Here is a 26182-nt window from a genome sequence, read left to right on the forward strand (position 1 = left end):
CTGCAGGAGACAGGACATGAGCGCAGTGATCGACGACCACAGCCACGGTCATGAGCACGCCCACGGGCCGGCCAAGGGCCTGATGCGCTGGGTACTGACCACCAACCACAAAGACATCGGCACCATGTACCTGTGGTTCAGTTTCATGATGTTCCTGCTCGGCGGTTCGTTCGCCATGGTCATTCGCGCCGAACTGTTCCAGCCCGGGCTGCAGATCGTCCAGCCGGAGTTCTTCAACCAGATGACCACCATGCACGGTCTGGTGATGGTCTTCGGTGCGGTGATGCCGGCTTTCGTCGGCCTCGCCAACTGGATGATCCCGCTGATGATCGGCGCGCCGGACATGGCCCTGCCGCGGATGAACAACTTCAGTTTCTGGCTGTTGCCGGCGGCCTTTCTGCTGCTGGTCTCGACCCTGTTCATGCCGGGCGGCGGGCCGAACTTCGGCTGGACCTTCTACGCCCCGCTCTCAACCACCTACGCGCCGGAAAGCGTGACATTCTTCATCTTCGCCATCCACCTGATGGGTATCAGCTCGATCATGGGCGCGATCAACGTCATCGCCACCATCCTCAACCTGCGTGCCCCGGGTATGACCCTGATGAAGATGCCGCTGTTCGTCTGGACCTGGCTGATCACCGCCTTCCTGCTGATCGCGGTGATGCCGGTACTGGCGGGCGTTGTGACCATGATGCTGATGGATATCCACTTCGGCACCAGCTTCTTCAGCGCCGCCGGCGGCGGGGACCCGGTGTTGTTCCAGCATGTGTTCTGGTTCTTCGGCCACCCCGAGGTGTACATCATGATCCTGCCGGCCTTCGGCGCGGTCAGTTCGATCATCCCGGCGTTCTCGCGCAAGCCGCTGTTCGGCTACACCTCGATGGTCTACGCCACCGGCGCGATCGCCTTCCTGTCGTTTATCGTCTGGGCCCACCACATGTTTGTGGTCGGCATCCCGGTGGTCGGCGAGCTGTTCTTCATGTACGCGACCATGCTGATCGCGGTGCCCACCGGGGTGAAGGTGTTCAACTGGGTCAGCACCATGTGGGAAGGCTCGCTGACCTTCGAGACACCCATGCTGTTCGCCATCGCTTTCGTCATCCTCTTCACCATCGGCGGCTTCTCCGGATTGATGCTGGCGATTGCTCCGGCGGACTTCCAGTACCACGACACCTACTTCGTGGTGGCCCACTTCCATTATGTGCTGGTGCCCGGGGCGATCTTCGGCATCTTCGCCTCGGCTTATTACTGGTTGCCGAAATGGACCGGGCACATGTACGACGAAACCCTGGGCAAACTGCACTTCTGGCTGTCGTTCATTGGCATGAACATGGCTTTCTTCCCCATGCACTTTGTCGGCCTGGCCGGCATGCCGCGCAGGATCCCCGACTACAACCTGCAATTCGCCGACTTCAACATGATCTCCTCGATTGGCGCTTTTACCTTTGGCGCGACGCAGATCTTCTTCCTGTTCATCGTCATCAAGTGCATTCGCGGCGGCGCCCCGGCACCGGCCAAACCCTGGGATGGCGCCGAAGGGCTGGAATGGTCGGTGCCGTCGCCGGCGCCCTACCACACCTTCCAGACCCCACCGGAAGTGAAATGAACCGCTTCGGCCCGAGGATGCAGCCATGAGTGAAGGGACCTCGCTCAAGCGCCTGGTGTGGCGGCTGATGCTGCTGACCGTGGTGATGTTCGCCTTCGGTTTTGCCCTGGTGCCGATCTACGACGTGATGTGCAAGGCGTTCGGCATCAACGGCAAGACCGGCGGGCAGTACGAAGGCACCCAGGTCAGCGACCTGAACCGTAAGGTGAAGGTGCAGTTCATGTCGACCAACGCCAGCGACATGGTCTGGGACTTTTATTCCACCGCCGACCAGATCGACGTCAACCCGGGGGCGGTCAACCAGATGGTGTTCATCGCCCGCAACCCGACCGACAAGCCCATGAGCGCCCAGGCCATTCCGAGCATAACCCCGGCCGAGGCGGCGGCGTATTTCCACAAGACCGAATGCTTCTGCTTTACCCAGCAGGTGCTGCAGCCGGGTGAACGCATCGAAATGCCGGTGCGTTTCATCGTCGACCGCGACCTGCCCAAGGATGTGAAACACCTGACGCTGGCTTACACGCTGTTCGATATCACCGCTCGCCACCCGCCGGTTGCACACCTGGCGGACCCGGTTGCACAGGGCGCCCGATAAGGAGAACACCACGATGGCTTCCCATGAGCACTATTACGTACCGGCGCAAAGCAAGTGGCCGATCATTGCCACAGTCGGCATGTTCATCACCGTGTTCGGCCTGGGCACCTGGTTCAACGACCTCAAGGCCGGGCGGCCGGAATCCCACGGGCCGTGGATCTTCTTCTTCGGCGCCCTGTGCCTGGCCTACATGCTGTTCGGCTGGTTCGGCGCGGTGGTCAAGGAAAGCCGCGCCGGGCTCTACAGCCCGCAGCTGGACCGCTCGTTCCGCTGGGGCATGTCGTGGTTCATCTTCTCCGAGGTAATGTTTTTCATCGCCTTCTTTGGCGCGCTGTTCTATGTGCGCAACCTGGCCGGGCCCTGGCTCGGTGGCGATGGCGCCAAGGGCGTGGCACACATGCTCTGGCCGAACTTCGAGTTTTCCTGGCCGCTGCTGCATACGCCAGACCCGAAATTGTTTCCGCCACCCAAGGACATCATCGATCCCTGGCACCTGCCGCTGATCAACACCATTTTGCTGGTCAGCTCTAGTGTCACCATCACCATCGCCCACCATGCCTTGCGCAAGAATCACCGCGGCCCGCTCAAGGCCTGGCTGGCGCTGACCATCCTGCTTGGCCTGGCCTTCCTGGTGCTGCAAGCCTACGAGTACCACGAAGCCTATACCGAACTGGGGCTGACCCTGGGCTCGGGTATCTATGGCGCCACCTTCTTCATGCTCACGGGATTCCACGGCGCCCACGTGACCATGGGCACCCTGATTCTGATCGTGATGCTGGTGCGCATCCTGCGCGGGCACTTCAACGCCGACAAACACTTCGGTTTCGAGGCGGCCAGCTGGTACTGGCACTTCGTCGATGTGGTCTGGGTGGGGCTGTTTATCTTCGTTTACGTGCTGTAGCCGGGTTCAGAACGGCGCGTGGGAAACCAACTGGCCGCTGTAGAAACCCCAGGTCACCAGGGCCAGGGTCAAGGCGGCCAGGGTGACGCGGATAGTCAGGGCCTTGAGCAGGCGAGTCGACTGTCCGTCGTCCTTGACCAGAAAGAACAGACCGCTGAACAGGCTGGCAATGGTCGCCAACAGCATCAGGACAATCGCGGCTTTAAGCATGGCGAAACTCCGGGGGGATGCAGTGATGAGTACAAGTATAGCGACTGACCTTTCGAGGGCCCGGTGAAGCGCTTTCGCCCAGGCATCGTGCCGACCCTGGTGGTGCTGTTGCTGCTGCCGGGTTTGATTGCGCTGGGCTGCTGGCAGCTCGGGCGTGCCGAGCAGAAACGCCAGCTGCTGCAGGTTTATGCCGAGCGCAGCGCCAGCGATGCGGTGGGCAGTGCGCAGTTGCTGCAGATCGCCGATCCGGCCTATCGCCGGGTGCATCTCTATGGCCAATTCGATAGCCAGCACAGCCTGTTGCTGGATAACCGCATGCGCGATGGCCAGGTTGGTGTCGAGCTGCTGCAACCCTTTCTCGACCAGGCCAGCGGCCTGTGGCTGTTGATCAATCGCGGCTGGCTACCCTGGCCGGACCGGCGCATCCCGGTGCAATTCAGCACACCGGAGCAAGCCTTGAGCCTTGACGCCTCGGTGTATGTCGTCCCGGGCGCCACCTTTCAGCTGCATGCCGACCCGCAGGGCGGCGACTGGCCGCGGCTGATCACGGCGATTGACCCCGGTGCACTCTGGCCGCAGCTGGGCCGCGAAGGTTTTGCCCATGAACTGCGCCTGGAACCGGGCCCGGCCAGTTACCGGTTGGACTGGCCGGTAGTCGCCCTGGGCCCGGAAAAACACCTGGGATACGCCGTGCAGTGGTTTGCCCTGGCGTTAGCCCTGGTGCTGCTTTACCTCTACTTCGGCTGGCATAACAACAAGGAGAAACAGCATGGGAGCCGTCACAAGTCCACTCAACATGTCTGAAGGCAAGGCGCCGCGCAGCCGTGCGCGCGGGCGCCTGCAACTGTTGCTGATCCTGCTGGTGGTTCTCGGCCCGATGATCCTTGCCACCAGCATGTACAAACTCAAGTTCTGGGTGCCCGACAGCCGTAGCTACCACGGTGAAATGATTGGCAACGGCCAGACTCGCGCCGACCTTGGCGTCAGCGCTGAGGAAGGTCGCTGGCAGCTGTTGGTGAGCACACCCAGGGATTGCGGGCTGGACTGCCAGCAGCTGGTGTACCTGGCCCGGCAGATCCAGATCGGCCTGGGCCGCGATGCCAGCCGCGCCAGCCATGGCCTGGCCGCCGCCCAGCCTCTGGCAGCGGATTACCAGGCCAAACTGGACCGCGAGTACCCGCAACTGCAGCGCTACCCCCTGGACTTGTCGCGCTATGGCGCGGTCAGCCAGGGCAAACAGGATGCCCAACTGTGGATCGTCGACCCGCACGGCAATCTGGTGCTGCGCTACGACGCCAGGGTCAAGGGCAAGGACTTGCTCAATGACCTGCGCCACCTGCTGAAGCTGTCCAATATCGGGTAGGACATCGCCATGGCCAGACCTGGATTTCGCCTCGCCGTCTTTGCAACCCTGCTGGCACTGGTAGTCGTGTTGCTCGGTGCCTACACCCGTCTGACCCATGCCGGCCTGGGCTGCCCTGACTGGCCGGGCTGCTATGGCTTTATCAGCGTGCCCAAGACCGAAGCGCAACTGGCCCACGCCGAGCTGCATTTCCCCGACACCCCGGTGGAGGCGCACAAAGGCCGCAACGAAATGGTCCATCGCTACTTTGCCGGTACCCTGGCCCTGGTGATCACCCTGCTCGCCCTGCAGGCCTGGCGCCGCCATGGCCGCGACGGCCAGCCTTATCGCCTGCCCCTGTTGTTGCTCGGCGTGGTGTTCGCCCAGGCGACCTTCGGCATGTGGACGGTGACCCTCAAGCTCTGGCCGCAGGTGGTCACGGCACATTTATTGGGCGGCTTTGCCACGTTAAGTTTGCTGTTTTTGTTGAGCCTGCGCCTGTCACGGGCCTTTGCGCCCTTGCCCAAGCTGCCTTTGAGTGTGCGCCGGGTGGCGGCGCTGGGCTTGCTGGTGGTGATCGGCCAGATTGCCCTGGGCGGCTGGGTCAGCGCCAACTACGCAGCTGTGGCCTGTATCGACCTGCCGACTTGCCATGGCCAGTGGTGGCCGCAGGCGGACTTCGCCAACGGCTTTCACCTGACTCAACATATCGGCCCCAATTACCTCGGTGGCCAGCTCGACAGTGACGCGCGCACGGCAATCCACATGAGTCACCGCCTGGGCGCCTTGCTGGTGACGGCGGTGATGCTGATCCTCAGCTGGAAGCTGCACCGTCATGGCTTGAGCAGGCTGGCCGGGTTGGTGCTGGCGGCGCTGGCCGTGCAGGTGAGCCTGGGCATCAGCAATGTGCTGTTCCATCTGCCGCTGGCCGTGGCCGTAGCCCACAACGCCGGTGGCGCCCTGCTGTTGCTGAGCATGGTGCTGGTCAATTACCGCATTCGCCTGGTTGCCCAGGCCAAAGTCCGCCGGGTCAGCCAGGGCTGGCGACTGACCCCGCTGGCGAGTGGCGGGGTCGTTCATTATCTGGGAGATAATTCATGGCGACGCTTCTGAGCGAGCGCAGGTTGCAGGCAGGCTGGCGCGATTACCTGGAACTGACCAAACCCAAGGTGGTGGTGCTGATGCTGATCACCTCGTTGGTCGGCATGTTCCTCGCCACCCGTGCCGGGGTGCCGTGGACCATCCTGCTGTTTGGCAATCTGGGTATTGCCTGTTGTGCCGGGGGCGCGGCGGTGGTCAACCATGTGGTGGACCGGCGCATCGATGCCTTGATGGCGCGCACCCATAAGCGCCCGATTGCCGAGGGCCGCGTGGCTCCGGCGGCGGCGCTGACCTTCGCCCTGCTGCTGGCGACCCTCGGCATGGCATTGCTGCTGGTGTTCACCAACGCCCTGACCGCCTGGCTGACCCTGGCTTCGCTGCTCGGCTACGCAGTGATCTACACCGGCTTTCTCAAACGCGCCACACCGCAGAACATCGTCATTGGCGGCCTGGCCGGCGCCGCCCCGCCCTTGCTGGGCTGGGTGGCGATCAGCGGGCATATCAGCGCCGAGCCATTGCTGCTGGTGCTGATCATCTTCGCCTGGACCCCGCCGCACTTCTGGGCCCTGGCCATTCACCGCAAGGAGGAGTACGCCAAGGCTGATATTCCGATGCTGCCGGTCACCCACGGCGAGCACTACACCAAGGTGCATATCCTGCTGTACACCCTGGTTTTGCTGGCGGTCAGCCTGTTGCCCTACGCCATCCACATGAGCGGGCCTTTGTACCTGGCCTGCGCCCTGGCCCTGGGTGGGCGCTTCCTGCAGTGGGCCTGGGTGTTGTACCGTGGCAGTCGGCCGCACGCGGCGATCAAGACCTTCAAGTACTCTATCTGGTACTTGTTGCTGCTGTTCATCGCGCTGCTTGTTGACCACTACCTACTGTCGAACCTATGACTCGAACCCAGAAAACCGTCTTTATTCTCGTTGCCCTGGTCGCCGTGATCCTCGGGCTTACCGTCAACAAGGTGCTCAACGGCCGCAGCGAAGGCAATCCGACCGAGCTGATTGATGCCGGCATCATCCTGCTGCCACAGAGCCGCACCGTACCTGCCGTGCAAATGACCGACGAGCAGGGGCAGCCGGTGGTGATGGACGAGCTCAAGGGCAAGTGGTCGCTGCTGTTCTTCGGCTATACCTTCTGCCCGGACATCTGCCCGACCACCCTCGCCCAGCTGCGCCAGGTGAAAAGCGAGCTGCCTAAAGAGGCAGTTGACCGTCTACAGGTAGTGTTGGTCAGTGTCGACCCGAACCGTGACACCCCGGCACAGCTGAAGCAGTACCTGGGTTATTTCGACAAGGATTTTCGCGGGGTGACCGGTTCGCTGGAGAACATCCAGAAGCTGGCCAATGCGGTGAGTATTCCGTTCATTCCGGCCGATACCAGCAAGCCGAACTACACGGTTGATCACAGCGGCAACCTGGCGTTGCTGGGGCCGGACGGCAAGCAGCGCGGGTTTATCCGGGCGCCGTTCAACAACCAGAAGCTGGTTGCGCAGTTGCCTGGGCTGGTTAAGCGCGACTAAAAGCATCGCGGGTCAAGCCCGCTCCCACAGAGATCACCTGACCTGTGAGAGTAGGCTTGACCCGCGATAGGTCTTTGAATCAGAACGCCGGCTTGACCGCGCCCTTGTACTTCTCTTCGATGAACTTCTTCACCTCAGGCGAGTGCAGCGCAGCCGCCAGCTTCTTCATGTCTTCCGAGTCCTTGTTGTCCGGGCGGGCAACCAGGATGTTCACGTAAGGCGAATCGCTGCCTTCGATGACCAGTGCGTCCTTCTCAGGGCTGAGCTTGGCTTCCAGCGCGTAGTTGGTGTTGATCAGCGCCAGGTCGACCTGGGTCAGCACACGCGGGATGGTTGCCGCTTCCAGCTCACGGAACTTCAGGTTCTTTGGATTCTCGGCGATGTCTTTGACGGTCGAGAGGATGTTGGTGTTGTCTTTGAGCTTGATCACACCGGCCTTGTCCAGCAGCAGCAAGGCACGACCGCCGTTGGTGGCGTCATTGGGGATGACCACGGTGGCGGTCGATGGCAGCTCGTCGAGCTTCTTGTACTTGCTCGAGTAGGCGCCCAGCGGTTCCAGGTGCACACCGGCAACGCTCACCAGCGCGGTGCCCTTGGCCTTGTTGAACTCATCCAGGTATGGCTGGTGCTGGAAGAAGTTGGCGTCCAGGCGCTTCTCGGCCACTTGCACGTTCGGCTGGATGTAGTCGGTAAACACCTTCACCTTCAAGTCCACGCCTTCTTTGGCCAGGGCCGGTTTGACGAATTCGAGGATCTCGGCGTGCGGCACCGGGGTGGCGGCGACGGTCAGGGTCTCGGCCTGGGCCGAGAAGGCCGCGACAGCGGCGACAACAGCAAGCAGCTTTTTCATCAAATCACTCCTTGTGAGGGCCAGTCCGGCCCCCGGTGCGTCGGCAGTGCCGACCCATGGGGTTACTTACGGGAAAAATGCACAACCAGTTTGTCGCCCACGCTTTGCAGGACTTGAACCAGTACCAGCAGCAGGACCACGGTGACCACCATCACGTCGGTCTGGAAACGTTGGTAGCCGAAGCGGATCGCCAGGTCACCCAGGCCGCCAGCGCCCACCACACCGGCCATCGCGGTGTACGACACTAGCGTAATGGCGGTCACGGTGATGGCCGCGAAGATGCCCGGGCGGGCCTCGGGCAGCAAGGCGTTGGTGATGATCTGGCGGGTGGTGGCGCCCATCGATTGGGTGGCTTCGATGATGCCGCGGTCGACTTCACGCAGCGCGGTTTCCACCAGGCGCGCGAAGAACGGCGTAGCCCCTACCACCAGCGGCGGGATGGCCCCGGCGACGCCCAGCGAGGTGCCGGTGATCAGCACGGTGAACGGAATCATCACGATCAGCAGGATGATGAACGGCAGCGAGCGCAGGATGTTCACCACCAGCGACAACAGCGCGTACACGCCCTTCTGTTCGAACAGCTGACGCGGGCCGCAGAGGAACAGCAGCACGCCCAGCGGCAGGCCGAGCAGTACGGTGAAGAATAACGAGCCGAACAGCATGATCATTGTGTCGATGGTAGCCAGCCAGATTTCGGCCCAGTCGACGTTGGCAAAGAAACTCAAGGCGTCCATCAACGCAGTACCTCCATATGAACATCAGCTGCAGTGAAGCGGGCGAACGCCGCTTCCATGTCGCCGCCAGTGACGGCCAGGGTCAGCTGCCCATACGGGGTGTCCTTGATGCGATCAATGCGTCCAGCCAGGATGCTGTAGTCGACGCCGGTTTCGCGGGCGACGGTACCCAGCAGTGGCGCGTAGGTCGAATCGCCCTGGAAGGTCAGGCGCACGATACGCCCTGGCACGTGGGCGAAGTCGTCGCGCTGTTCATTTTCGTCGACCTGCTCGTCTTCCTGGACGAAGCGTTTGGTGGTCGGGTGCTGCGGGTGCAGGAACACATCGGCCACCGGACCTTGCTCGACGATCTGCCCGGCATCCATCACCGCCACGCGGTCGCAGACCCGGCGGATCACGTCCATCTCGTGGGTGATGAGCACGATGGTCAGCTTCAGCTCGCGGTTGATCTCGGCCAGCAGCTGCAACACCGAGGCGGTGGTCTGCGGGTCGAGGGCGCTGGTGGCTTCGTCGCACAGCAGGATTTTCGGCTTGGTAGCCAGGGCGCGGGCGATGCCGACGCGCTGCTTCTGGCCGCCGGAAAGCTGTGCCGGGTATTTTTTCGCGTGATCGGCCAGGCCGACGCGGGCCAGCAGCTCGTTGACGCGGGTGTCGATTTCCTTGCGCGACAGCTCGCCGGCCAGGGTCAGCGGCAAGGCCACGTTATCGGCAACGGTCTTGGAGGCCAGCAGGTTGAAGTGCTGGAAGATCATCCCGACTTGCTGGCGGAATCGACGCAGATCGTTGGCGTTGAACGCAGTGACGTCTTCGCCGTCGACGATGATCTTGCCGCCGCTTGGCGCTTCCAGGCGGTTGATCAGGCGCAGCAGGGTACTTTTACCGGCGCCGGAATGGCCGATCAGCCCGAACACCTGGCCGTCTTCGACGCTCAGGTTGGTCGGGTGCAGTGCGGGGATATCCCTACCGGCTACGCGGTAGGTTTTATGAACATTTTGAAACTCGATCACGTAGCGAACCTTGTGGGGCGCATGGGAATGGGGTCAGCGGTTAGCCGGGCGCGCATTTTAGCCTGTTCGTATAGAGGTACTTAGCATTTATTTCGCAATTGACCAATGCTACTGGAATAACGCGATCAGTGGTCAATCCGAAGGAACGCCTGCAGGGGCCATCAGTCACTACTGAATAGGGCCCACCGTGGGGTCGAACCGTAGGACTGATTGAGTGAGGAGAGCACACTGATGCCCAGCAAGAAGAACCCGCCCAAGGAAAGCCAACTCGCCGGTACCGACACCCCGGACCGGGCCAACACCAATGCCAAGCTGCAAAGCCTGGAAACATTTCGTAGTGACGCCACCGGCCAGGCGCTGCGCACCAACCAGGGGGTCAAGGTTGCCGACAACCAGAACACCCTGAAAGCCGGTGACCGTGGCCCGTCGTTGCTGGAAGATTTCATCATGCGTGAAAAGATCACGCATTTTGACCATGAGCGTATTCCCGAGCGCATCGTCCATGCCCGCGGTACCGGGGCCCATGGCTACTTTCAGGCTAACCAGTCACATGCCGCACTGACCAAGGCAGGTTTCCTCCAGGACCCGGAGAAAATCACCCCGGTGTTCGTGCGTTTTTCCACCGTCCAGGGCCCGCGCGGCTCGGGCGATACCGTGCGCGATGTGCGCGGTTTCGCCGTGAAGTTCTTCACCGACGAAGGCAACTTCGACCTGGTGGGCAACAACATGCCGGTGTTCTTCATTCAGGATGCGATCAAGTTCCCCGACTTCGTTCATGCGGTAAAACCTGAGCCGCACAACGAAATTCCTACCGGTGGCTCGGCCCACGACACCTTCTGGGACTTCGTCTCGCTGGTGCCGGAGTCGGCACACATGGTGATCTGGGCGATGTCCGACCGCGCCATTCCCAAAAGCCTGCGGACCATGCAGGGTTTTGGCGTGCACACCTTTCGCCTGATCAATGCCGAGGGCAAGTCGAGCTTCGTCAAATTCCACTGGAAGCCCAAGGCGGGCGTGTGTTCGCTGCTCTGGGACGAAGCGCAGAAGCTGGCCGGCAAAGACACCGACTACCACCGTCGTGACCTGTGGGAAGCGATCGAAACCGGTAATTACCCGGAGTGGGAGTTCGGTGTGCAGATCGTTGCCGAAGAAGACGAGCACAAGTTCGACTTCGACCTGCTCGACCCGACCAAGATCATCCCCGAAGAGCTGGTGCCGGTGACGCCGCTGGGCAAGATGGTGCTCAACCGCAACCCGGACAACTTCTTTGCCGAAATCGAACAGGTCGCGTTTTGCCCTGGGCATATCGTGCCTGGCATCGACTTTTCTAACGACCCGCTGCTGCAGGGCCGACTGTTTTCCTACACCGATACCCAGATCAGCCGCCTCGGCGGGCCGAACTTCCACGAGATTCCGATCAACCGCCCGCTGGCGCCCAACCACAACGGCCAGCGTGATGCGCTGCACCGCACCACTGTGGATAAGGGTCGCACGTCCTACGAACCCAACTCGATCGATGGCGGCTGGCCCAAAGAGACCGCACCGGCAGCCAGCGATGGTGGCTTCGAGTCGTATCCGGAGCGCATCGAAGCGCACAAGGTGCGCCAGCGCAGCCCGTCGTTCGCCGACCACTTCTCCCAGGCACGGCTGTTCTTCCAGAGCATGAGCCCGACCGAGCAGGAGCACATCATCAGCGCCTACAGCTTCGAGCTGGGCAAAGTTGAGCGGGAGTTCATCCGCGCCCGTGAGGTCAACGAGATCCTTGCCAACATCGACCTCAAGCTGGCGGCGCGAGTGGCTGCCAATCTTGGCCTGCCGGCGCCGAAGAAAGGTACGGTGGATGTGCCTCAGCCAAGCCTTAAAGAATCGCCGGCGCTGAGCCAGATGAACCTGCTCGGCGAAGGCATCAAGGGCCGCAAGGTAGCAGTACTGGTGGCTGATGGCGTGGATGGCGACAGTGTCGATAGCCTGGTCAAGGCGTTGCAAGCCGAGAGCGCGCAGATCAAGATCCTTGGCCCGACCTCGGCGCCGGTGAAAACCGCCCAGGGCAAGGTGCTGGCCGTGGATGCCTCGATGGAAGGCATGCCGTCGGTGATCTTCGATGCGGCCTGGGTGCCGGGCGGCAAGGCTTCGCTACAAGCCCTGGCCGGTGATGGTGTGGCGTTGCACTTCCTGCTCGAAGCCTACAAGCACCTCAAACCCATTGGCCTGGCCAGCGAGGCGCAGGTCGTTCTCGACAAGCTGGGGCTCAAAGCCGACAGCGGCTTGCTGCTGGGCAATGATGACAAAGCCTACAAGGCTTTCATCACGGCAATCAGCAAGCATCGGGTGTGGGAGCGTGAAGCCGCGGCGAAAGCCATTCCGGCGTAATGCACAAACAGGGTGCCCATCAGGGCACCCTTTTCGTTATGGACGGCGTGGGATGAGCACCGCCTGGGCAGGCTGGTTACGATGAATCTCGTGGCTTTGCTGCAAGGCAAAATCACTGTCGAGTTTTTTTACCCGTTTGCCCAGCAAGGTTTGCAGCCAGGGTGCATCCTGCTTGCGCGGCACCTGGAACACCACATCGCACTGGTAATTGACCACGTCAGTAGCGATGTCATCCAGTTGCTTGCGCATTTCGCGAATGTTGGTGGTTTTCAAGGCAACCACGGTGCTCTGGGCGGTCGGGTCGATCAGCTTGGCTGCCGGGCGTGCTTCGGCGGCTTTGAGTGCGGCCTCGGCTTTATCGAGCTCGGCCTTGCGCGCCTGGGCGATAGCGCCGTTGACGCCGCCCGTCAGCGCCGGAGCCTTGGGCATCAGCGCGCGGGCGCGGGCCAGGGCGGTGGCAGCCGCGTTCACATCGCCCTTTTGCAGGACGATCTGGCTGCGCTGCAGATAGGCTTCGGCCAATTGACGCTGGTATTGCTCGATCCGGCTGTCATTCGGCGCCTGGCTTTGCAGGGTGGCGAGTTGATCTTCGGCAGTGGCCAGCTCGCTGCTGGCGATACTTTGCTCCAGCTGCTGCCAGGCATCAGGCTGGGCAGGCACGGCGGCGTTGTCGGCCGGGGTGCTGGAGCACGCGGCGAGGATCAGTGAAAACGCGGCAAGGAGCAGATAACGGGAGGCGAACGGCTTCATTCCTGCGACTCTCTATTTGCGCAAAAAGCGAGCAAGTCTACACCCAGTCCGCAGACTCGAAAATAACTCTTCAGGACCCCGCGCGTTTTTAAATGTCGCAGGGTGCAACCGCCCTGGCTGCACCCCACGTCTTCAGCGCCGGGGCAGCGCCAGGCTCAGCAAGAATAGCACTGCGGCGCAGACCACGATGGACGGCCCGGCCGGCGTGTCCTTGAACCACGACAACGCCAGGCCGCCGCACACCGCGGTAACCCCCAGCAGGCTGGCGCCCAGGGCCATCTGCTCGGGCGAGCGGGCGTGACGTTGCGCCGCAGCGGCGGGGATGATCAATAGCGAGGTAATCAGCAGTACGCCGACGATCTTCATCGCCACGGCGATCACCACCGCGATCAGCAGCATCAGCGCCAGGCGCAGCGCGGCGACCGGCAAACCTTCGACCATCGCCAGCTCTTCATGCACGGTGACCGCCAGTAGCGGGCGCCACAGCACCACCAGCAACAGCAGCACCGCAGCGCTGCCACCGAGAATCCAGGCCAGGTCCCCCGGGCTGATCGCCAGCAGGTCGCCGAACAGGTAGGCCATCAGGTCGATGCGCACATCGTGCATGAAGCTCAGCACCACCAGGCCAAGGGAAAGCGTGCTCGGTGCGAGAATCCCCAGCAGGGTGTCGGAGGCCAGTGGCTGGCGCTGTTGCAAGGTCACCAGCAAGATCGCCAGCAACAGGCAGCCGACAGTCACAGCCAGCGCCGGGCTGACATCCAGCACGAAACCCAGGGCGACGCCGAGCAACGCGGCATGGGACAGGGTGTCGCCAAAATAGGCCATGCGCCGCCAGACCACGAAGGATCCCAGAGGGCCGGCGACCAGTGCCAGGGCCAAACCTGCGAGCAGGGCGTAAAGCAGAAAATCAGCCATGCTTGCAGTGATCTCCATGAACGTGGCCGCCTTTGGCCGGGGCGACCACCGAGCCGTGCAGGTCGTGAGCGTGGTCGTGATGGTGGTGATAGATCGCCAGGCTCGGCGCGTTGCTGCCGAACAGCTCGACGAACGCCGGGTCGCCGCTGACCTGCTCGGGGTGGCCGGAACAGCAGACATGGCGGTTGAGGCAGACCACCTGGTCGGTGGTGCTCATTACCAGGTGCAGGTCGTGGGAAACCATCAGCACGCCGCAGCCGTGGCGGTCGCGCAGGCGGGTGATCAGGCTGTACAGCTCGGACTGGCCGGCGACGTCGACACCCTGCACCGGCTCATCGAGCACCAGCAGCTCGGGTTCGCGCAACAGTGCGCGGGCCAGCAGCACGCGCTGCATTTCACCGCCGGAAATACCCTGGATCGGGCTGTCGATGACCTTTTCGGCGCCGACTTCCATGAGTGCCGACAAGGCTGCGGCGCGATCAACGCCGGGCACCAGGCGCAAGAAGCGCAGGACCGAAAGCGGCAAGGTGGCATCGACCTGAAGCTTTTGCGGCATGTAGCCGATGCGCAGCCGCGGCTTGCGCCAGACCGTACCGGTATGCGGCTTGAGCAGGCCAAGCACGGCGCGCACCAGGGTGGTCTTGCCGGCGCCGTTGGGGCCGATCAGGGTGACGATCTGCCCGGGCTCCACGGCCAGGTCAATGCTGTCGAGCACCGCTTGGCCGGCGAAGCTCACGCCCACCTGCTCAAGGCGAATCAGCGTATTGCTCATCAGGCGCTCCGGCAGTTGCTGCACAGGCCGACCACTTCGACCGTTTGTGCTTCGACGCTGAAACCGACGTCCTTGGCGCTGGCGACGATGGCGTCGCTGATGCTGCTTTGCTCAAGCTCGATGGCCACGTGGCATTCGCGGCAAATCAGGAACTGGCCTTGGTGCGCGTGCTCGGGGTGGCTGCAGCCGATAAAGGCGTTGAGCGAGGCAATGCGGTGCACCAGGCTGTTGTCCAGGAGGAAATCCAGCGCCCGGTACACGGTCGGCGGCGCAGCCCGGCGGCCATCCTGCTCGCTTAGCACGGCGAGGATGTCGTAGGCGCCCAGCGGCTTGTGGCTCTGCCACACCAGCTCCAGCACGCGGCGGCGCAAAGCGGTCAGGCGCACACCCTGGCGTGCGCACAGCGCATCGGCCTCGGCCAGGGCGCTGTGTACGCAATGGGAGTGGTCGTGGGGGCGGTTGGCCAGCGGGGTTTTAGGCATGAGCGGCGACGGTTCTGATTGGAGACGTTATTATGTTACCTGTTTCAGCCCCTGTGAGTGGTCATCGTGTCCCGATTTTTTGCCCTTTTTGTCGCTTTTATCACCACTCTGGTGATGGCCCAGGCACAGGCCGAAGTGCGTGTGCTGACCAGCATCAAGCCCCTGCAACAGATCGCTGCGGCGGTTCAGGACGGCGTCGGTACGCCTGAAGTGCTGCTGCCGCCAGGCGCCTCGCCGCACCATTACGCCCTGCGTCCTTCCGACGTACGGCGCGTGGGCGACGTCGAGCTGCTGTACTGGATTGGCCCGGACATGGAGGGCTTTCTGCCGCGGGTGCTCAAAGGCCGCAGCAAGCCAAGCGTTGCCGTGCAGGAGCTGCCCGGCCTGCACCTGCGCCATTTTGGCGAAGATAGCCACTCCCATGACGAAGATGGCGACGATCATGATCATGATCACCGCCCAGGCAGCCTCGATGCCCACCTCTGGCTGTCGTCGGTCAACGCCCGGGTGATTGCGGCGAAGATGGCCACTGACCTTAGCGCTGCCGATCCGGCCAATGCCGCGCGCTACCTGAGCAATCTCAAGGCCTTCGGCGAGCGTCTGGATGCACTGGACGGGCGTCTGAAAAAGCGCCTGGCCGGTGTCAACGGCAAGCCGTTTTTCGTTTTCCATGAGGCTTTTGACTATTTCGAGTCGGCCTACGGCCTGAAGCACACCGGGGTTTTCAGCGTGGCAGCAGAGGTGCAGCCAGGCGCCCAGCACGTGGCGGCGATGCGCAAACGCCTGCAGGAAGTGGGCAAGACCTGTGTGTTTAGCGAGCCGCCACTGCGGCCACGCTTGGCCGAGACGCTGACGGCGGGGCTGCCGGTGACTCTGGTGGAGCTGGATGCGCTGGGTGGTACGGCGCCGGCCAGTGCCCAGGGCTATGAGCAGTTGCTGGAGACGCTGGGGAATGATCTGGCGGGGTGCCTGGAGAAGTTGTGACGCCCTGATCGCGGGGCAAGCCCGCTCCCACCTATTGTAGGAGCGGGCTTGCCCCGCGATGTTTCAAAGCGCAAACGGCAACGCTATCTCTACCTGCTGGCGCGCCGCCAGGCGTACTTCGAAGTCGGCCGGATCGTGAATCAGCACGTCCATCCCGGCAAACGACTCGGCGGCAATCAGGCGCGACAGCCAGAAACGTACGCAGGCAATGCGCAGCATCACCGGCCACAGGTTGGCCTCGGCCGAGGTGAACGGTCGCAGCGCTGCATAAGCGCCGAGCAGCGCCCGCGCCCTCGGGCCGTCGATGATCCCGGCGTCATCGCAGCACCAGTCGTTCAAGGTGATCGCCAGGTCGTAGAGCATCGGCCCCGAGCAGGCATTGTAGAAGTCGATCAGGCCGGTCAGGTGAGTGCCTTCGAACAGCACGTTGTCACGGAACAGGTCGGCATGCAGGTTGGCCCTCGGCAGCGCCATGATCTGCGCCTTGTGCTCGACCACCTCGTCCAGGCACGCCTGCAGCAACTGGCGCTGTTCGGCGTTCAGGCGCGGCATCAGCTCGGCGCCGGTCTCGAGCATCCAGTCCAGGCCGCGGTCGGTCTTGCGTTCCAGCACTTTGTCGCGGGTGGCCAGGTGCAGGTGCCCGAGCAGTTCGCCTACCTGTACGCAGTGCTGATTGTTGGCGCTCTTGATGTGTTTGCCCGGCAGCCGTGGTTGCAGCAATGCAGGCTTGCCGGCCAGTTCACGCAGGGCAACGCCGTCGTTGCCACGCAGGGCGTAGGGCACCGGCAGGTCGGCTTCGTGCAGCACGTCGAGCAGTTCGATGAAGAACGGCAGGTCCTGGATCGGCCCGCGTTCGACCAGCGTCAGCACATACTCTCCCTGTTCCAGACTGACAAAGAAGTTGCTGTTCTCGGTGCCGGCGGCAATGCCCTGGAAGTCCCGCAGGCGGCCCAGGCCGTACGGCGCCAGAAAGGTTTCCAGCTCAGGCCGGGTCAGGGGGGTGAAGACTGACATGATCAAAAATTGCCCATACGGGCACTTCAGCAGGGAAGTGCCAGGTTGATGTAAAGGGTACGGCCTACTTCCACTCGAAGATTTTCCACGACGGGATCAGCATGTCCGGTTGGTCGGAGCGGACAAAATTGCCGTCCGAGCCATCGGCACGTACCAGGAAATAAGGTTTGCCGCCTTTGGGCGTCACCTTGATTGCATACAGGAAGCCATTTTGCCGGTATTCCTGGATGGTTTTGTCGCCTTCCGTGCGAATGGTTACCTCCGGATCAGCCGATGGCGCGTCATCCGCTGCCAGGGCGACGACCGGAGTGACTGCCAACAGGCTGAGCAGCAACAGGCGATTTAGTGTACCCATGATAACCTTGTCCCTTTGTCGTCAATGTTCCGGACATTCTAGCGCCGGGCCCGTCGAAAAGGTTGATTCTGCACATGAGCCAAGCTCCCCTCGTCCTGGTGGACGGTTCCTCGTACCTGTACCGCGCCTTTCACGCGCTGCCACCACTGACTACCTCCAAGGGCCTGCCGACCGGCGCGGTCAAGGGCGTGCTGAACATGCTCAAAAGCCTGCGCAAGCAGTATCCGGACAGCCTGTTCGCGGTGGTCTTCGACGCCAAGGGCGGCACTTTTCGCGACGAAATGTTCGCCGAGTACAAGGCCAACCGGCCGAGCATGCCCGACGACCTGCGCGTGCAGATCGAACCGCTGCACGCCAGCGTGCGCGCCCTGGGCTACCCGCTGCTGTGCGTCGAAGGCGTGGAAGCCGATGACGTGATCGGCACCCTGGCGCGCAGCAGTGCCGCGGCCGGGCGTCCGGTGATCATCTCCACCGGCGACAAGGACATGGCCCAGCTGGTCGATGGCCACATTACGCTGGTCAACACCATGACCGGTACCGTGCTCGACGTCGCTGGCGTGCACGAGAAATTCGGCGTCGGTCCTGAACACATCATCGACTTCCTCGCCCTGATGGGCGACAAGGTCGACAATATCCCGGGTGTGCCTGGAGTGGGCGAAAAGACCGCGGTGGGCCTGCTGACCGGTATCGGTGGTGGCCTGAGCGATCTGTATAACAATCTCGACAAGGTGCCGGCCCTGGCCATCCGCGGCGCCAAGACTCTGCCGGCCAAGCTGGAAGAGCACCGCGACGCCGCGTTCCTGTCCTATGAGCTGGCAACCATCAAGATCGACGTGCCGCTGGATGTCGAAGTCGATGCGCTGGTGTGCGGCGAGCCCGACCGTGACGCGTTGCTGGCGCTGTACACCGAGATGGAGTTCAAGAGCTGGGTCGACGAAGTCCAGCGCGACGCCAAGCGCGCCGGCCAGGAAGTCGTGGTCGAAGCACCGCAGGAAGTGGTCGAAGCCCAGTACGAAACCATCCTTGACCAGGCCCGCTTTGATGCCTGGCTGGAGAAGCTGCGCCAGGCGCCGCTGTTTGCCTTCGACACCGAAACCACCGGCCTCGATGCCCAGCAGGCGCAACTGGTCGGTGTGTCGTTCGCGGTCCAGGCCCATGAAGGCGCTTATGTGCCGCTGACCCATTCCTACATGGGCGTGCCCGAGCAACTTGACCGCGACAGCGTGCTGCTGGCGCTCAAGCCGCTGCTGGAAGACCCGAGCAAGGTCAAGGTGGCGCAGAACGCCAAGTACGACATGAACATCCTGGCCAATTGCGCCATCGGCGGCGATTTTGCCAACGGCATCCAGATGCAGGGCGTGGCCTTCGACACCATGCTCGAGTCCTACGTGCTCGACTCCACCGCCACCCGTCACGACATGGACAGCCTGGCGCTCAAGTACCTGAGCCATACCACCATCGGCTTTACCGACATCGCCGGCAAAGGTGCCAAACAGCTGACCTTCGACCAGATCAGCCTGGAACAGGCCGGCCCCTATGCCGCCGAAGACGCCGACGTCACCCTGCGTCTGCACCAGACCCTCCAGCAGAAGCTTGCGCAGATTCCAAGCCTGCAATCGGTGCTGACCGACATCGAAATGCCGCTGGTGCCGGTGCTGGCCAAGATCGAGCGCCAGGGTGCGTTGGTCGATGCCAAGCTGCTGGGCGTGCAAAGTATCGAGCTGGGCGAGAAAATGGCCGAGCTGGAACGCCAGGCCTTCGAGATCGCCGGTGAGGAGTTCAACCTCGGCTCGCCCAAGCAACTGGGCGTGATCCTCTACGACAAGCTGGGCATGCCGGTGCTCAACAAGACCGCCAAGGGCCAGGCTTCCACCGCCGAAGCGGTGCTGGCGGAACTGGCCGATATGGACTTCCCGCTGCCCAAGGTGCTGATGCAGTACCGCTCCCTGAGCAAGCTCAAGAGCACCTACACCGACCGCCTGCCGGAGCAGATCAACCCGCGCACCGGGCGAATCCACACCTCCTACCACCAGGCGGTGGCGGCCACCGGGCGCCTGTCGTCCAGTGATCCGAACCTGCAGAACATCCCGATCCGTACCGCCGAAGGCCGGCGGATTCGCCAGGCCTTCGTCGCCGCACCGGGTTACAAACTACTGGCTGCGGACTATTCGCAGATCGAGTTGCGGATCATGGCGCACCTGGCCCAGGACGAAGGCCTGCTGCACGCCTTCCGCAACGACCTGGACGTGCACCGGGCCACCGCCGCCGAGGTTTTCGGCGTCGACCTGGAGCAGGTCACCATCGACCAGCGCCGCAGCGCCAAGGCCATCAACTTCGGCCTGATCTACGGCATGAGCGCCTTCGGTCTGGCCAAGCAGATCGGCGTTGACCGCAAACAGTCCCAGGCTTATATCGACCGTTACTTCGCCCGTTACCCGGGCGTGCTGGCCTACATGGAACGCACCCGCGCCCAGGCTGCCGAGCAAGGTTATGTTGAAACCCTGTTTGGCCGGCGCCTGTACCTGCCAGAGATCAACGCCAAGAACCCGGCCCTGCGCAAAGGCGCCGAGCGCACCGCGATCAACGCGCCGATGCAGGGCACGGCGGCCGACATCATCAAGCGCGCCATGGTCGCGGTGGATAACTGGCTGAGCGATTCGGACCTGGATGCCCGGGTGATCCTCCAGGTGCACGATGAACTGGTGCTGGAGGTGCGCGAAGACTTGGTCGAGCAAGTGCGCGAGCAAATTCGTCCACACATGAGCGGGGCTGCCCAACTGGATGTTCCGCTGCTGGTTGAGGTCGGCGTGGGGTCAAATTGGGACGAAGCGCACTAAAAATGCGCTGAAATTCGGGGAAAAGCTGCGGCATATCGTCGCGGCTTTTGGCTGGCCTGATGCCATTAGCGCCGGAAAATTCCCATCTATCGCAAATAGTTTTTAAACGTCCGGAACTAAACCGGTGAACTGCGACTCAGAGTAACTGAATGGCTGGTGAAGCCCTTCGATGCTCCTATGTTGTGTTAAGTGTTGGCAGATATCTGGACCCCGCCCTAGCGGTCCGGAACTTGGACCCCGAACTTCCCCCTCCCCATACGAAGTCCGGGGTTTTTTTTGCCCGGTGTTTGCCGGGCGGCCCTTATTCTGCGGGCTTGTCCGCCAGTTCCATCCAGCGTGCCAGCACCCCGTAAGCCTCTTCCAGGCCCTGGCGCTTGGGCGCCGAGAACAGCTGGATCGAGACGCTGTCACCCCAGCCTTTGCGAATTTCTGCCTGCACTTTGAGCAGGGTGTTCTTGGCCGCGCCAAAGGTCAGCTTGTCGGCCTTGGTCAGCAGGATGTGCATCGGCATGCCCGAAGCGCGCGACCAGTCGAGCATCATCATGTCGAAGTCGGTCATCGGATGGCGCACGTCCATCATCAGGATCAAGCCCTTCAAGGCCTCGCGGCTGCCCAGGTAGGCCTCCAGGTGGCGCTGCCAGTGCTGCTTGAGCGGGATCGGCACCTTGGCATAACCGTAGCCCGGCAAGTCGACCAAACGCCGTTCATCGTCCAGACTGAAGAAGTTCAACAGCTGGGTGCGCCCCGGGGTTTTCGAGGTGCGCGCCAGGCTGGCGTGGGTCAGGGTGTTCAGGGCGCTGGACTTGCCGGCGTTGGAGCGGCCAGCGAAAGCTACTTCATAGCCCTGGTCGGGCGGACACTGGTCGACCTTGGCAGCACTGATGGCGAATTTGGCCTGTTGGCAGAGGCCGAGGATGGGGTTTTTGACTTGCATGGGATATCCGGTGTGGGCGTTGCCAGAGGCGGGCTCGGCAAGCGGTGTCGTTTCCGTTTCAGTAACGGGAGTATATAATGCCCCAGATTTTGTGTGCGCATTATCCCAGCGTAGGAGGATGTGCACGGGGGCATCGGATTCAAGCTTGCGCATTAGAACGCAGTGCAGCCCCCAACCCTGAAAGGTCGTTCGCATGACGAAATGGCTGCTTGTTGTCGGTGTCTTGATACCGTTATTCAGCGCTCAGGCTACACAGGATCCCGAGGCGTTGTACAACCGCACGTGTGCGGCTTGTCACGCCGGGCAGCTGCCACAGGCACCGAAAGCGGGTGATCGTGCGGCTTGGGAGCCAAGACTGGCGAAGGGTATGGAGATACTGGTGGTGCATGTCACCCAGGGTTTCAAGGCTATGCCAATGCGTGGATTGTGCATGGACTGCAGTGCCGAGGACTACCAGGCGATCATCCAGTGGATGAGCCGAAGTCCCGATACATAACTCTTTCACCCTTAGCCGTAGTTGGATTAGCTGATGAACAAACTACTCGTGAGTCTGCTGTTGACCTTGGGCATCACCGGTGCAGCCAATGCCGCAGAGCCTATCAAAGGGGATGCCGCTGCTGGTCAGGCCAAAACTGCTGTATGTGGCGCTTGTCACAATCCGGACGGCAATAGCCTGGCGCCGAACTTCCCGAAACTTGCAGGCCAGGGTGAGCGCTACCTGTTGAAACAACTGCACGAGATCAAGGACGGCAAGCGCACCGTGCTGGAAATGACCGGCATGCTGGCCGCCTTCAGCGACCAGGACCTGGCCGACATCGCCGCCTACTTCTCCAGCCAGAAAGGCAGCGTTGGCGCGGCTGATCCGAAGCTGGTCGAGCGGGGGCGCGCGCTGTTCAACGGCGGCAACATCGAAAAAGGCCTGCCGGCCTGCACCGGCTGCCACTCGCCTAACGGCGCAGGCATCGCCCTGGCCGGTTTCCCGCACCTGGGTGGCCAGCACGCCAGCTATGTAGCCAAGCAACTGACCGACTTCCGCGAAGGCAACCGCACCAACGATGGCGATGCCACGACCATGCGCACCATCGCCGCCAAGCTGAGCAACAAGGACATCGAAGCACTGTCCAGCTACATCCAGGGTCTGCACTGATCCGCGCTTTAACGCTGGGTTAATACTGCGGCGCAAAGATGAAAAGGGTGGCTTCGGCCGCCCTTTTTTGTGCCCGCTGCCGTTACACTAACGAACTCGGGCCTGCCTCGACCTGTCCTACGACCGGTCCCGCCAAGGCGACTCTATTGACTGCTCAGGAGTAAAGCATGCGTAATCTGATTCTCGGCGCCGCGCTGGTCACCGCCAGCCTCTTCGGCATGACTGCCCAGGCCGCCGAACCGGTAGCCTTCGACCAGTATACCGAGCTGAGCAACCCGGTTCCGGTGTCGGTCCCTGGCAAAATCGAGGTGGTCGAGCTGTTCTGGTATGGCTGCCCGCACTGCTACAGCTTCGAGCCAGTGATCAATCCATGGGTTGAGAAACTGCCAAAAGACGTCAACTTCAAGCGCATTCCGGCCATGTTCGGCGGCCCTTGGGATGCCCACGGGCAGATGTTCCTGACCCTCGAAGCCATGGGCGTTGAACACAAGGTTCACGCTGCCGTGTTCGAGGCGATTCAGGTTCAGCGCAAGCGCCTGACCAAGCCGGACGAAATGGCTGATTTCCTCGAAACCCAAGGCGTTGATCGCGCCAAGTTCCTCGCCACCTTCAACTCCTTCGCCATCAAGGGCCAGGTGAAACAGGCCAAGGACCTGGCGAAGAAGTACGGTATCACTGGCGTGCCGAGCATGGTCGTCAACGGCAAGTACCGCTTCGACCTGGGCACCGCCAAGGGGCCGGAAGGCGTGCTGAACGTTGCTGACTACCTGATCGACAAGGAGCGCGCCGCTAAGTAAGCGGCGCCAGCCATGCGCCGCTGGAGAACCGAGCGTGGCGTTGGCCTGCGTGATCCGCAGGTCAACGAACATCACCTGCAGGCCAACGGCCTGCCTGAGGACGGCCGGCTGCGGCTGCTCAGTTTCAATATCCAGGTCGGCATCAGTACCGAGCGTTACCGTCATTACCTGACCCGTGGCTGGCAGCACCTGCTGCCGCACACCGGGCGGGCCGGCAACCTGCAGAAGATCGGCGACCTGCTCGCCGACTTCGACCTGGTCGCCCTGCAGGAAGCCGATGGCGGCAGTCTGCGCTCAGGCTACGTCAACCAGGTCGAGTACCTGGCCCAGCTTGGTGCCTTCCCGTACTGGTACCAGCAGCTCAACCGCAACCTCGGGCGCCTGGCCCAGCACAGCAACGGTGTGCTCAGCCGCCTGAAACCGCAACTGCTTGAAGATCATCCCCTGCCCGGCCCGGCAGGACGCGGAGCGATCCTGGTGCGTTTCGGTGAAGGTGAAGACGCCCTGGTGGTAGTAATGATGCACCTGGCCCTGGGCTCCAAGACCCGGGCCCGGCAGCTTGCCTACATTCGCGAACTGATCGGCGGCTACCGCCATCAGGTTTTGATGGGCGACATGAACACCCATGCCACCGACCTGCTCGAGCACTCGCCGCTACGCGATCTGGGCCTGATTGCACCCCAGGTTCAAGCCACCTTCCCCAGCTGGCGGCCGCAACGCTGCCTTGATCATATTCTGCTCAGCCCGAGCCTGACCCTGGAGCGGGTCGAGGTTCTGGCTCAGCCTATTTCCGATCATCTTCCGGTCGCGGTTGAGATTCGTTTGCCTGATGCCCTCGCTGTGGATACGCTGCCCGCTTTGAGCTAATTGCCATTACCCTCTGCGGACCCAGGCATGACCGACGAAGCCCAGCGCTGGAAAGAAAAATACCTCAAGAGTATCGAACAGCAAGAGAAGCTGGAGCGCCGTTGGGAGGCTCGCCTCGACCTGTTGCGCCGTGGTCTTGTGCGCAGCACCCTGGCCGCCGAAGGCAGCGACCGCGCGGTGGACCAGTGCATGAAGGAAATGCGCGAGGTGATCCGCACCGACAACATGGACGCCGCCCTCGCCGGCTTGATCCCGCGCCTGGAAAAGGCCGTGCTCGATTCCGAGCAGCGCCGGGAAACCCGCATCGCCCAGGTTACCACTGCCCTCACCTCGCTGGTCAGCCAGCTGCAAACCCTGCCCTTGCCCAGCGACGTCAGCCGGCCGCTGAAAAAGTTCGCCAAGCAGGTCGAGGCCCGCGCCAGCCAGTCGCGCGAGATGCCCCTGCTGCTGGGAGAGCTGAGCGGCCTGCAGGGCCAGGCGCTGTCGGCGCTGGAGCGGCCTGAAGAGGCGCAGCGTCCCGGGTTGTTGCAGCGTCTGTTTGGCAACCGCGAAGCCGAGGCCGAAGAAGCCCTGCAGCCGGCGCTCGCAGGTACAGCGGCGGCGCTGCCTGAGGTCAGAGAGCAGCCTGCGCCCGTGGTGCATGAGCCCCTCGCCATCGATATCGATGAGCTGCAGCCCATGCCGGTTGCTGCAGAGGTGCAGGTCGAAAAATTCGAGCCTGCAACCGTCGAGGTTCAAGCAAGCGAAGAGCCGCAGGTTGAAGTTGCCTCCGAGCCTGAGCCGGTTGCGCAGCTGTCAATCGAACCCGTTGTTGAAGCTGAACTGCCAGCGCTACCCGAGCCCGTCATACTGGACTCCGAGCAGGACGTACTGGCCTTGCTCGAGCACAGCCCGGACGAGCCGCAGGCTGACCTGGCAGAAGCAGAGCCGGTAGATGACGAAGAGGCCCAGTACGCCCTGCCCGACGGCACCGAGCCCACCTATAGCTCGGTCGCGGCGCATATCGAAGAGACCCTGCTCGGCCTGCTCGACGACCTGACCTTGCCCGAACGCCACAAGGCCCAGGCGCAGTCAATGCGCGAGCGCCTGGAGCACGGCCTGAACTGGTACGAACTGCTGCCGGTGCTGGATGACCTGGCGGTGTTGATGTTGGCAATCAACGACAGCGGCCAGCACGAGTTTGAAGCTTACTTGCAGCAACTCAACGAACGCCTGGAATCGTTCCAGAGCCACCTGCATGAAGCCAGCGAAGGCCATGCCGACAACACCTCGGCCGCCCGCGACCTCGACAGCCAGTTGCGTGAGCAGGTCGATGGCCTGCAAAGCAGCGTGCAGGGCGCGGCCGACCTGGGCAGCCTCAAGCACATCCTGGAAAACCGCCTCGAAGGCTTGCTCGGCACCATGGACGAGCATCAGCAGCAGCGCGATCAGCGCGAGCAGGACATGGCCAGCCGTCTGCAAGGCCTGGCCGAGCGGGTGGCGAGCATGGAGCAGGAAGCCCTGGGCTACCGCGAGCACCTTGAAGAGCAGCGCCAGAAAGCCCTGATCGATCCACTTACCGGGCTGCCCAACCGCGCCGCCTGGTCGGAGCGGGTCGATCAGGAAGTGCTGCAATGGCAGGAAAGCGGCGGCCATCTGTTGATGGCGATCCTCGACCTCGATCATTTCAAGCGTATCAACGACAGCTACGGCCACCTGGCCGGTGACAAGGTTTTGAAAATTGTCGCCAGCGTGCTGCGCAAGCGCCTGCGCAGCCAGGATTTCATCGCCCGCTTTGGGGGTGAGGAGTTCGTCCTGCTGATCCCGCAAACCTCGCTGGCAGCTGGCTGCCAACTGGCAGAAACCCTGCGGGCAGCCATTGAAGCCTGCCCGTTCCACTTCAAGGGCGAGCGGGTGACCATCACCCTGTCCATCGGCATCAGCGCGTTTCGCAGCGGTGAGCGCAGCGAGGTGGTGCTCAAACGCGCGGACGAAGCGCTGTACCGGGCGAAACATCTTGGTCGAAATCGCGTCGAACAGGGCTGAGTGGCAAGGGCGAGGATACGTTAAGCTTACGCTTTGCAGACTCTGATCACAGTGCCCTCTTC

At 62.5% G+C, this 26182-nt stretch carries 27 protein-coding genes; 16 read left to right on the forward strand and 11 right to left on the reverse strand.

The genetic code is table 11. The features are described 5' to 3' along the window. Nucleotides 1-16 precede the first annotated feature (16 nt). Genes ctaD through ABIE20_RS14430 form a run of 3 tightly spaced genes read left to right on the forward strand, consistent with a single transcriptional unit; the run spans nt 17 to nt 3102 of the window. Nucleotides 17-1606, forward strand: a complete 1590-nt coding sequence (gene ctaD, locus ABIE20_RS14420; RefSeq protein WP_045200704.1) for a cytochrome c oxidase subunit I — start codon at nt 17-19, stop codon at nt 1604-1606. Between the two features lie 25 nt (nt 1607-1631). Next, on the forward strand, nt 1632-2201 hold the full coding sequence (locus ABIE20_RS14425) for a cytochrome c oxidase assembly protein (RefSeq protein ID WP_429505639.1): 570 nt from the start codon (nt 1632-1634) through the stop codon (nt 2199-2201). A gap of 13 nt (nt 2202-2214) precedes the next feature. Continuing rightward, on the forward strand, nt 2215-3102 hold the full coding sequence (locus tag ABIE20_RS14430; RefSeq protein WP_038997841.1) for a cytochrome c oxidase subunit 3: 888 nt from the start codon (nt 2215-2217) through the stop codon (nt 3100-3102). 6 nt (nt 3103-3108) lie between these two features. Here the strand turns inward: ABIE20_RS14430 and ABIE20_RS14435 are convergent, their stop codons facing one another. After that, nucleotides 3109-3312: a twin transmembrane helix small protein gene (locus ABIE20_RS14435; RefSeq protein WP_045200700.1), complete on the reverse strand. Its 204-nt coding sequence runs from the start codon at nt 3310-3312 to the stop codon at nt 3109-3111. 63 nt (nt 3313-3375) lie between these two features. Here ABIE20_RS14435 and ABIE20_RS14440 point away from each other — a divergent pair, with 63 nt between their 5' ends. Genes ABIE20_RS14440 through ABIE20_RS14460 form a run of 5 tightly spaced genes read left to right on the forward strand, consistent with a single transcriptional unit; the run spans nt 3376 to nt 7280 of the window. Continuing rightward, a complete protein-coding gene (locus ABIE20_RS14440; RefSeq protein ID WP_429505640.1) occupies nt 3376-4116 on the forward strand; it encodes an SURF1 family protein in 741 nt (246 codons plus the stop codon). Further along, a complete protein-coding gene (locus tag ABIE20_RS14445; protein WP_429505641.1) occupies nt 4082-4675 on the forward strand; it encodes a hypothetical protein in 594 nt (197 codons plus the stop codon). The genes ABIE20_RS14440 and ABIE20_RS14445 overlap by 35 nt, the downstream gene beginning before the upstream one ends. A gap of 9 nt (nt 4676-4684) precedes the next feature. After that, a complete protein-coding gene (locus ABIE20_RS14450; RefSeq protein ID WP_429505642.1) occupies nt 4685-5767 on the forward strand; it encodes a COX15/CtaA family protein in 1083 nt (360 codons plus the stop codon). Then, nucleotides 5752-6651, forward strand: coding sequence for a heme o synthase (cyoE, locus tag ABIE20_RS14455; protein WP_429505643.1), 900 nt, complete (start codon nt 5752-5754; stop codon nt 6649-6651). The genes ABIE20_RS14450 and cyoE overlap by 16 nt, the downstream gene beginning before the upstream one ends. Then, complete coding sequence (locus ABIE20_RS14460) at nt 6648-7280, forward strand: SCO family protein (RefSeq protein ID WP_045200691.1); 633 nt, start codon at nt 6648-6650, stop codon at nt 7278-7280. Before cyoE ends, ABIE20_RS14460 begins: the two co-directional genes overlap by 4 nt. Nucleotides 7281-7359: 79 nt before the next feature. On the opposite strand, the gene ABIE20_RS14465 is transcribed toward ABIE20_RS14460, so the two are convergent. The 3 genes from ABIE20_RS14465 to ABIE20_RS14475 all read right to left on the reverse strand — a co-directional run bounded on the left by ABIE20_RS14465 (nt 7360) and on the right by ABIE20_RS14475 (nt 9871). Then, nucleotides 7360-8130 (reverse strand): MetQ/NlpA family ABC transporter substrate-binding protein, encoded by a 771-nt coding sequence (locus ABIE20_RS14465; protein WP_429505644.1) that lies wholly within the window; start codon nt 8128-8130, stop codon nt 7360-7362. 62 nt (nt 8131-8192) lie between these two features. Further along, the gene (locus ABIE20_RS14470) at nt 8193-8864 is read right to left on the reverse strand and encodes a methionine ABC transporter permease (protein WP_429505645.1); all 672 of its coding nucleotides are present in this window, start codon (nt 8862-8864) and stop codon (nt 8193-8195) included. Beyond that, nucleotides 8864-9871 (reverse strand): methionine ABC transporter ATP-binding protein, encoded by a 1008-nt coding sequence (locus ABIE20_RS14475; RefSeq protein WP_429505646.1) that lies wholly within the window; start codon nt 9869-9871, stop codon nt 8864-8866. The genes ABIE20_RS14470 and ABIE20_RS14475 overlap by 1 nt, the downstream gene beginning before the upstream one ends. A gap of 231 nt (nt 9872-10102) precedes the next feature. Here ABIE20_RS14475 and katE point away from each other — a divergent pair, with 231 nt between their 5' ends. Then, nucleotides 10103-12241 (forward strand): catalase HPII, encoded by a 2139-nt coding sequence (gene katE, locus ABIE20_RS14480; protein ID WP_429505647.1) that lies wholly within the window; start codon nt 10103-10105, stop codon nt 12239-12241. Between the two features lie 36 nt (nt 12242-12277). Here katE and ABIE20_RS14485 read toward each other — a convergent pair whose 3' ends face one another. From ABIE20_RS14485 to zur, 4 genes are all read right to left on the reverse strand, one after another. Then, the gene (locus ABIE20_RS14485; protein ID WP_429505648.1) at nt 12278-12991 is read right to left on the reverse strand and encodes a PA5502 family lipoprotein; all 714 of its coding nucleotides are present in this window, start codon (nt 12989-12991) and stop codon (nt 12278-12280) included. Nucleotides 12992-13123: 132 nt separating this feature from the next. Next, the gene (znuB, locus tag ABIE20_RS14490; RefSeq protein WP_038997827.1) at nt 13124-13906 is read right to left on the reverse strand and encodes a zinc ABC transporter permease subunit ZnuB; all 783 of its coding nucleotides are present in this window, start codon (nt 13904-13906) and stop codon (nt 13124-13126) included. Further along, nucleotides 13899-14678, reverse strand: coding sequence for a zinc ABC transporter ATP-binding protein ZnuC (gene znuC / locus ABIE20_RS14495; protein WP_429505649.1), 780 nt, complete (start codon nt 14676-14678; stop codon nt 13899-13901). The genes znuB and znuC overlap by 8 nt, the downstream gene beginning before the upstream one ends. Continuing rightward, nucleotides 14678-15160 carry a zinc uptake transcriptional repressor Zur gene (zur, locus tag ABIE20_RS14500; protein ID WP_429505650.1) on the reverse strand — a complete coding sequence of 161 codons (483 nt, stop codon included), beginning with the start codon at nt 15158-15160 and terminating at the stop codon, nt 14678-14680. Before zur ends, znuC begins: the two co-directional genes overlap by 1 nt. Before the next feature lie 66 nt (nt 15161-15226). Between zur and ABIE20_RS14505 the strand changes: the two genes are divergently transcribed. Beyond that, nucleotides 15227-16144 (forward strand): zinc ABC transporter substrate-binding protein, encoded by a 918-nt coding sequence (locus tag ABIE20_RS14505; RefSeq protein ID WP_429505651.1) that lies wholly within the window; start codon nt 15227-15229, stop codon nt 16142-16144. A gap of 63 nt (nt 16145-16207) precedes the next feature. Here ABIE20_RS14505 and ABIE20_RS14510 read toward each other — a convergent pair whose 3' ends face one another. Both ABIE20_RS14510 and ABIE20_RS14515 read right to left on the reverse strand, forming a co-directional pair. Further along, on the reverse strand, nt 16208-17158 hold the full coding sequence (locus ABIE20_RS14510; RefSeq protein WP_045200673.1) for a homoserine kinase: 951 nt from the start codon (nt 17156-17158) through the stop codon (nt 16208-16210). Between the two features lie 64 nt (nt 17159-17222). Then, entirely contained in the window at nt 17223-17513 is a 291-nt protein-coding gene (locus ABIE20_RS14515) for a DUF2782 domain-containing protein (protein ID WP_429505652.1), read from the reverse strand. Nucleotides 17514-17587: 74 nt separating this feature from the next. Between ABIE20_RS14515 and polA the strand changes: the two genes are divergently transcribed. Further along, nucleotides 17588-20350: a DNA polymerase I gene (polA, locus tag ABIE20_RS14520; RefSeq protein ID WP_429505653.1), complete on the forward strand. Its 2763-nt coding sequence runs from the start codon at nt 17588-17590 to the stop codon at nt 20348-20350. A 301-nt stretch (nt 20351-20651) separates the two neighbouring features. Here the strand turns inward: polA and yihA are convergent, their stop codons facing one another. Further along, nucleotides 20652-21284 carry a ribosome biogenesis GTP-binding protein YihA/YsxC gene (gene yihA / locus ABIE20_RS14525; RefSeq protein ID WP_045200667.1) on the reverse strand — a complete coding sequence of 211 codons (633 nt, stop codon included), beginning with the start codon at nt 21282-21284 and terminating at the stop codon, nt 20652-20654. Nucleotides 21285-21477: 193 nt separating this feature from the next. Between yihA and ABIE20_RS14530 the strand changes: the two genes are divergently transcribed. From ABIE20_RS14530 to ABIE20_RS14550, 5 genes are all read left to right on the forward strand, one after another. Next, the gene (locus ABIE20_RS14530) at nt 21478-21780 is read left to right on the forward strand and encodes a c-type cytochrome (protein ID WP_045200664.1); all 303 of its coding nucleotides are present in this window, start codon (nt 21478-21480) and stop codon (nt 21778-21780) included. Nucleotides 21781-21813: 33 nt separating this feature from the next. Further along, nucleotides 21814-22431, forward strand: a complete 618-nt coding sequence (locus ABIE20_RS14535) for a c-type cytochrome (RefSeq protein ID WP_429505654.1) — start codon at nt 21814-21816, stop codon at nt 22429-22431. A gap of 167 nt (nt 22432-22598) precedes the next feature. Beyond that, on the forward strand, nt 22599-23228 hold the full coding sequence (gene dsbA, locus ABIE20_RS14540; RefSeq protein WP_429505655.1) for a thiol:disulfide interchange protein DsbA: 630 nt from the start codon (nt 22599-22601) through the stop codon (nt 23226-23228). A gap of 12 nt (nt 23229-23240) precedes the next feature. Then, nucleotides 23241-24095, forward strand: coding sequence for an endonuclease/exonuclease/phosphatase family protein (locus ABIE20_RS14545; RefSeq protein WP_429505656.1), 855 nt, complete (start codon nt 23241-23243; stop codon nt 24093-24095). Nucleotides 24096-24122: 27 nt separating this feature from the next. Then, nucleotides 24123-26120, forward strand: a complete 1998-nt coding sequence (locus tag ABIE20_RS14550; RefSeq protein ID WP_429505657.1) for a diguanylate cyclase — start codon at nt 24123-24125, stop codon at nt 26118-26120. Nucleotides 26121-26182 lie beyond the last annotated feature (62 nt).

Origin of the sequence: Pseudomonas sp. 2835 (genome assembly GCF_050435905.1) — a bacterium.
Taxonomy (GTDB): Bacteria; Pseudomonadota; Gammaproteobacteria; order Pseudomonadales; family Pseudomonadaceae; genus Aquipseudomonas.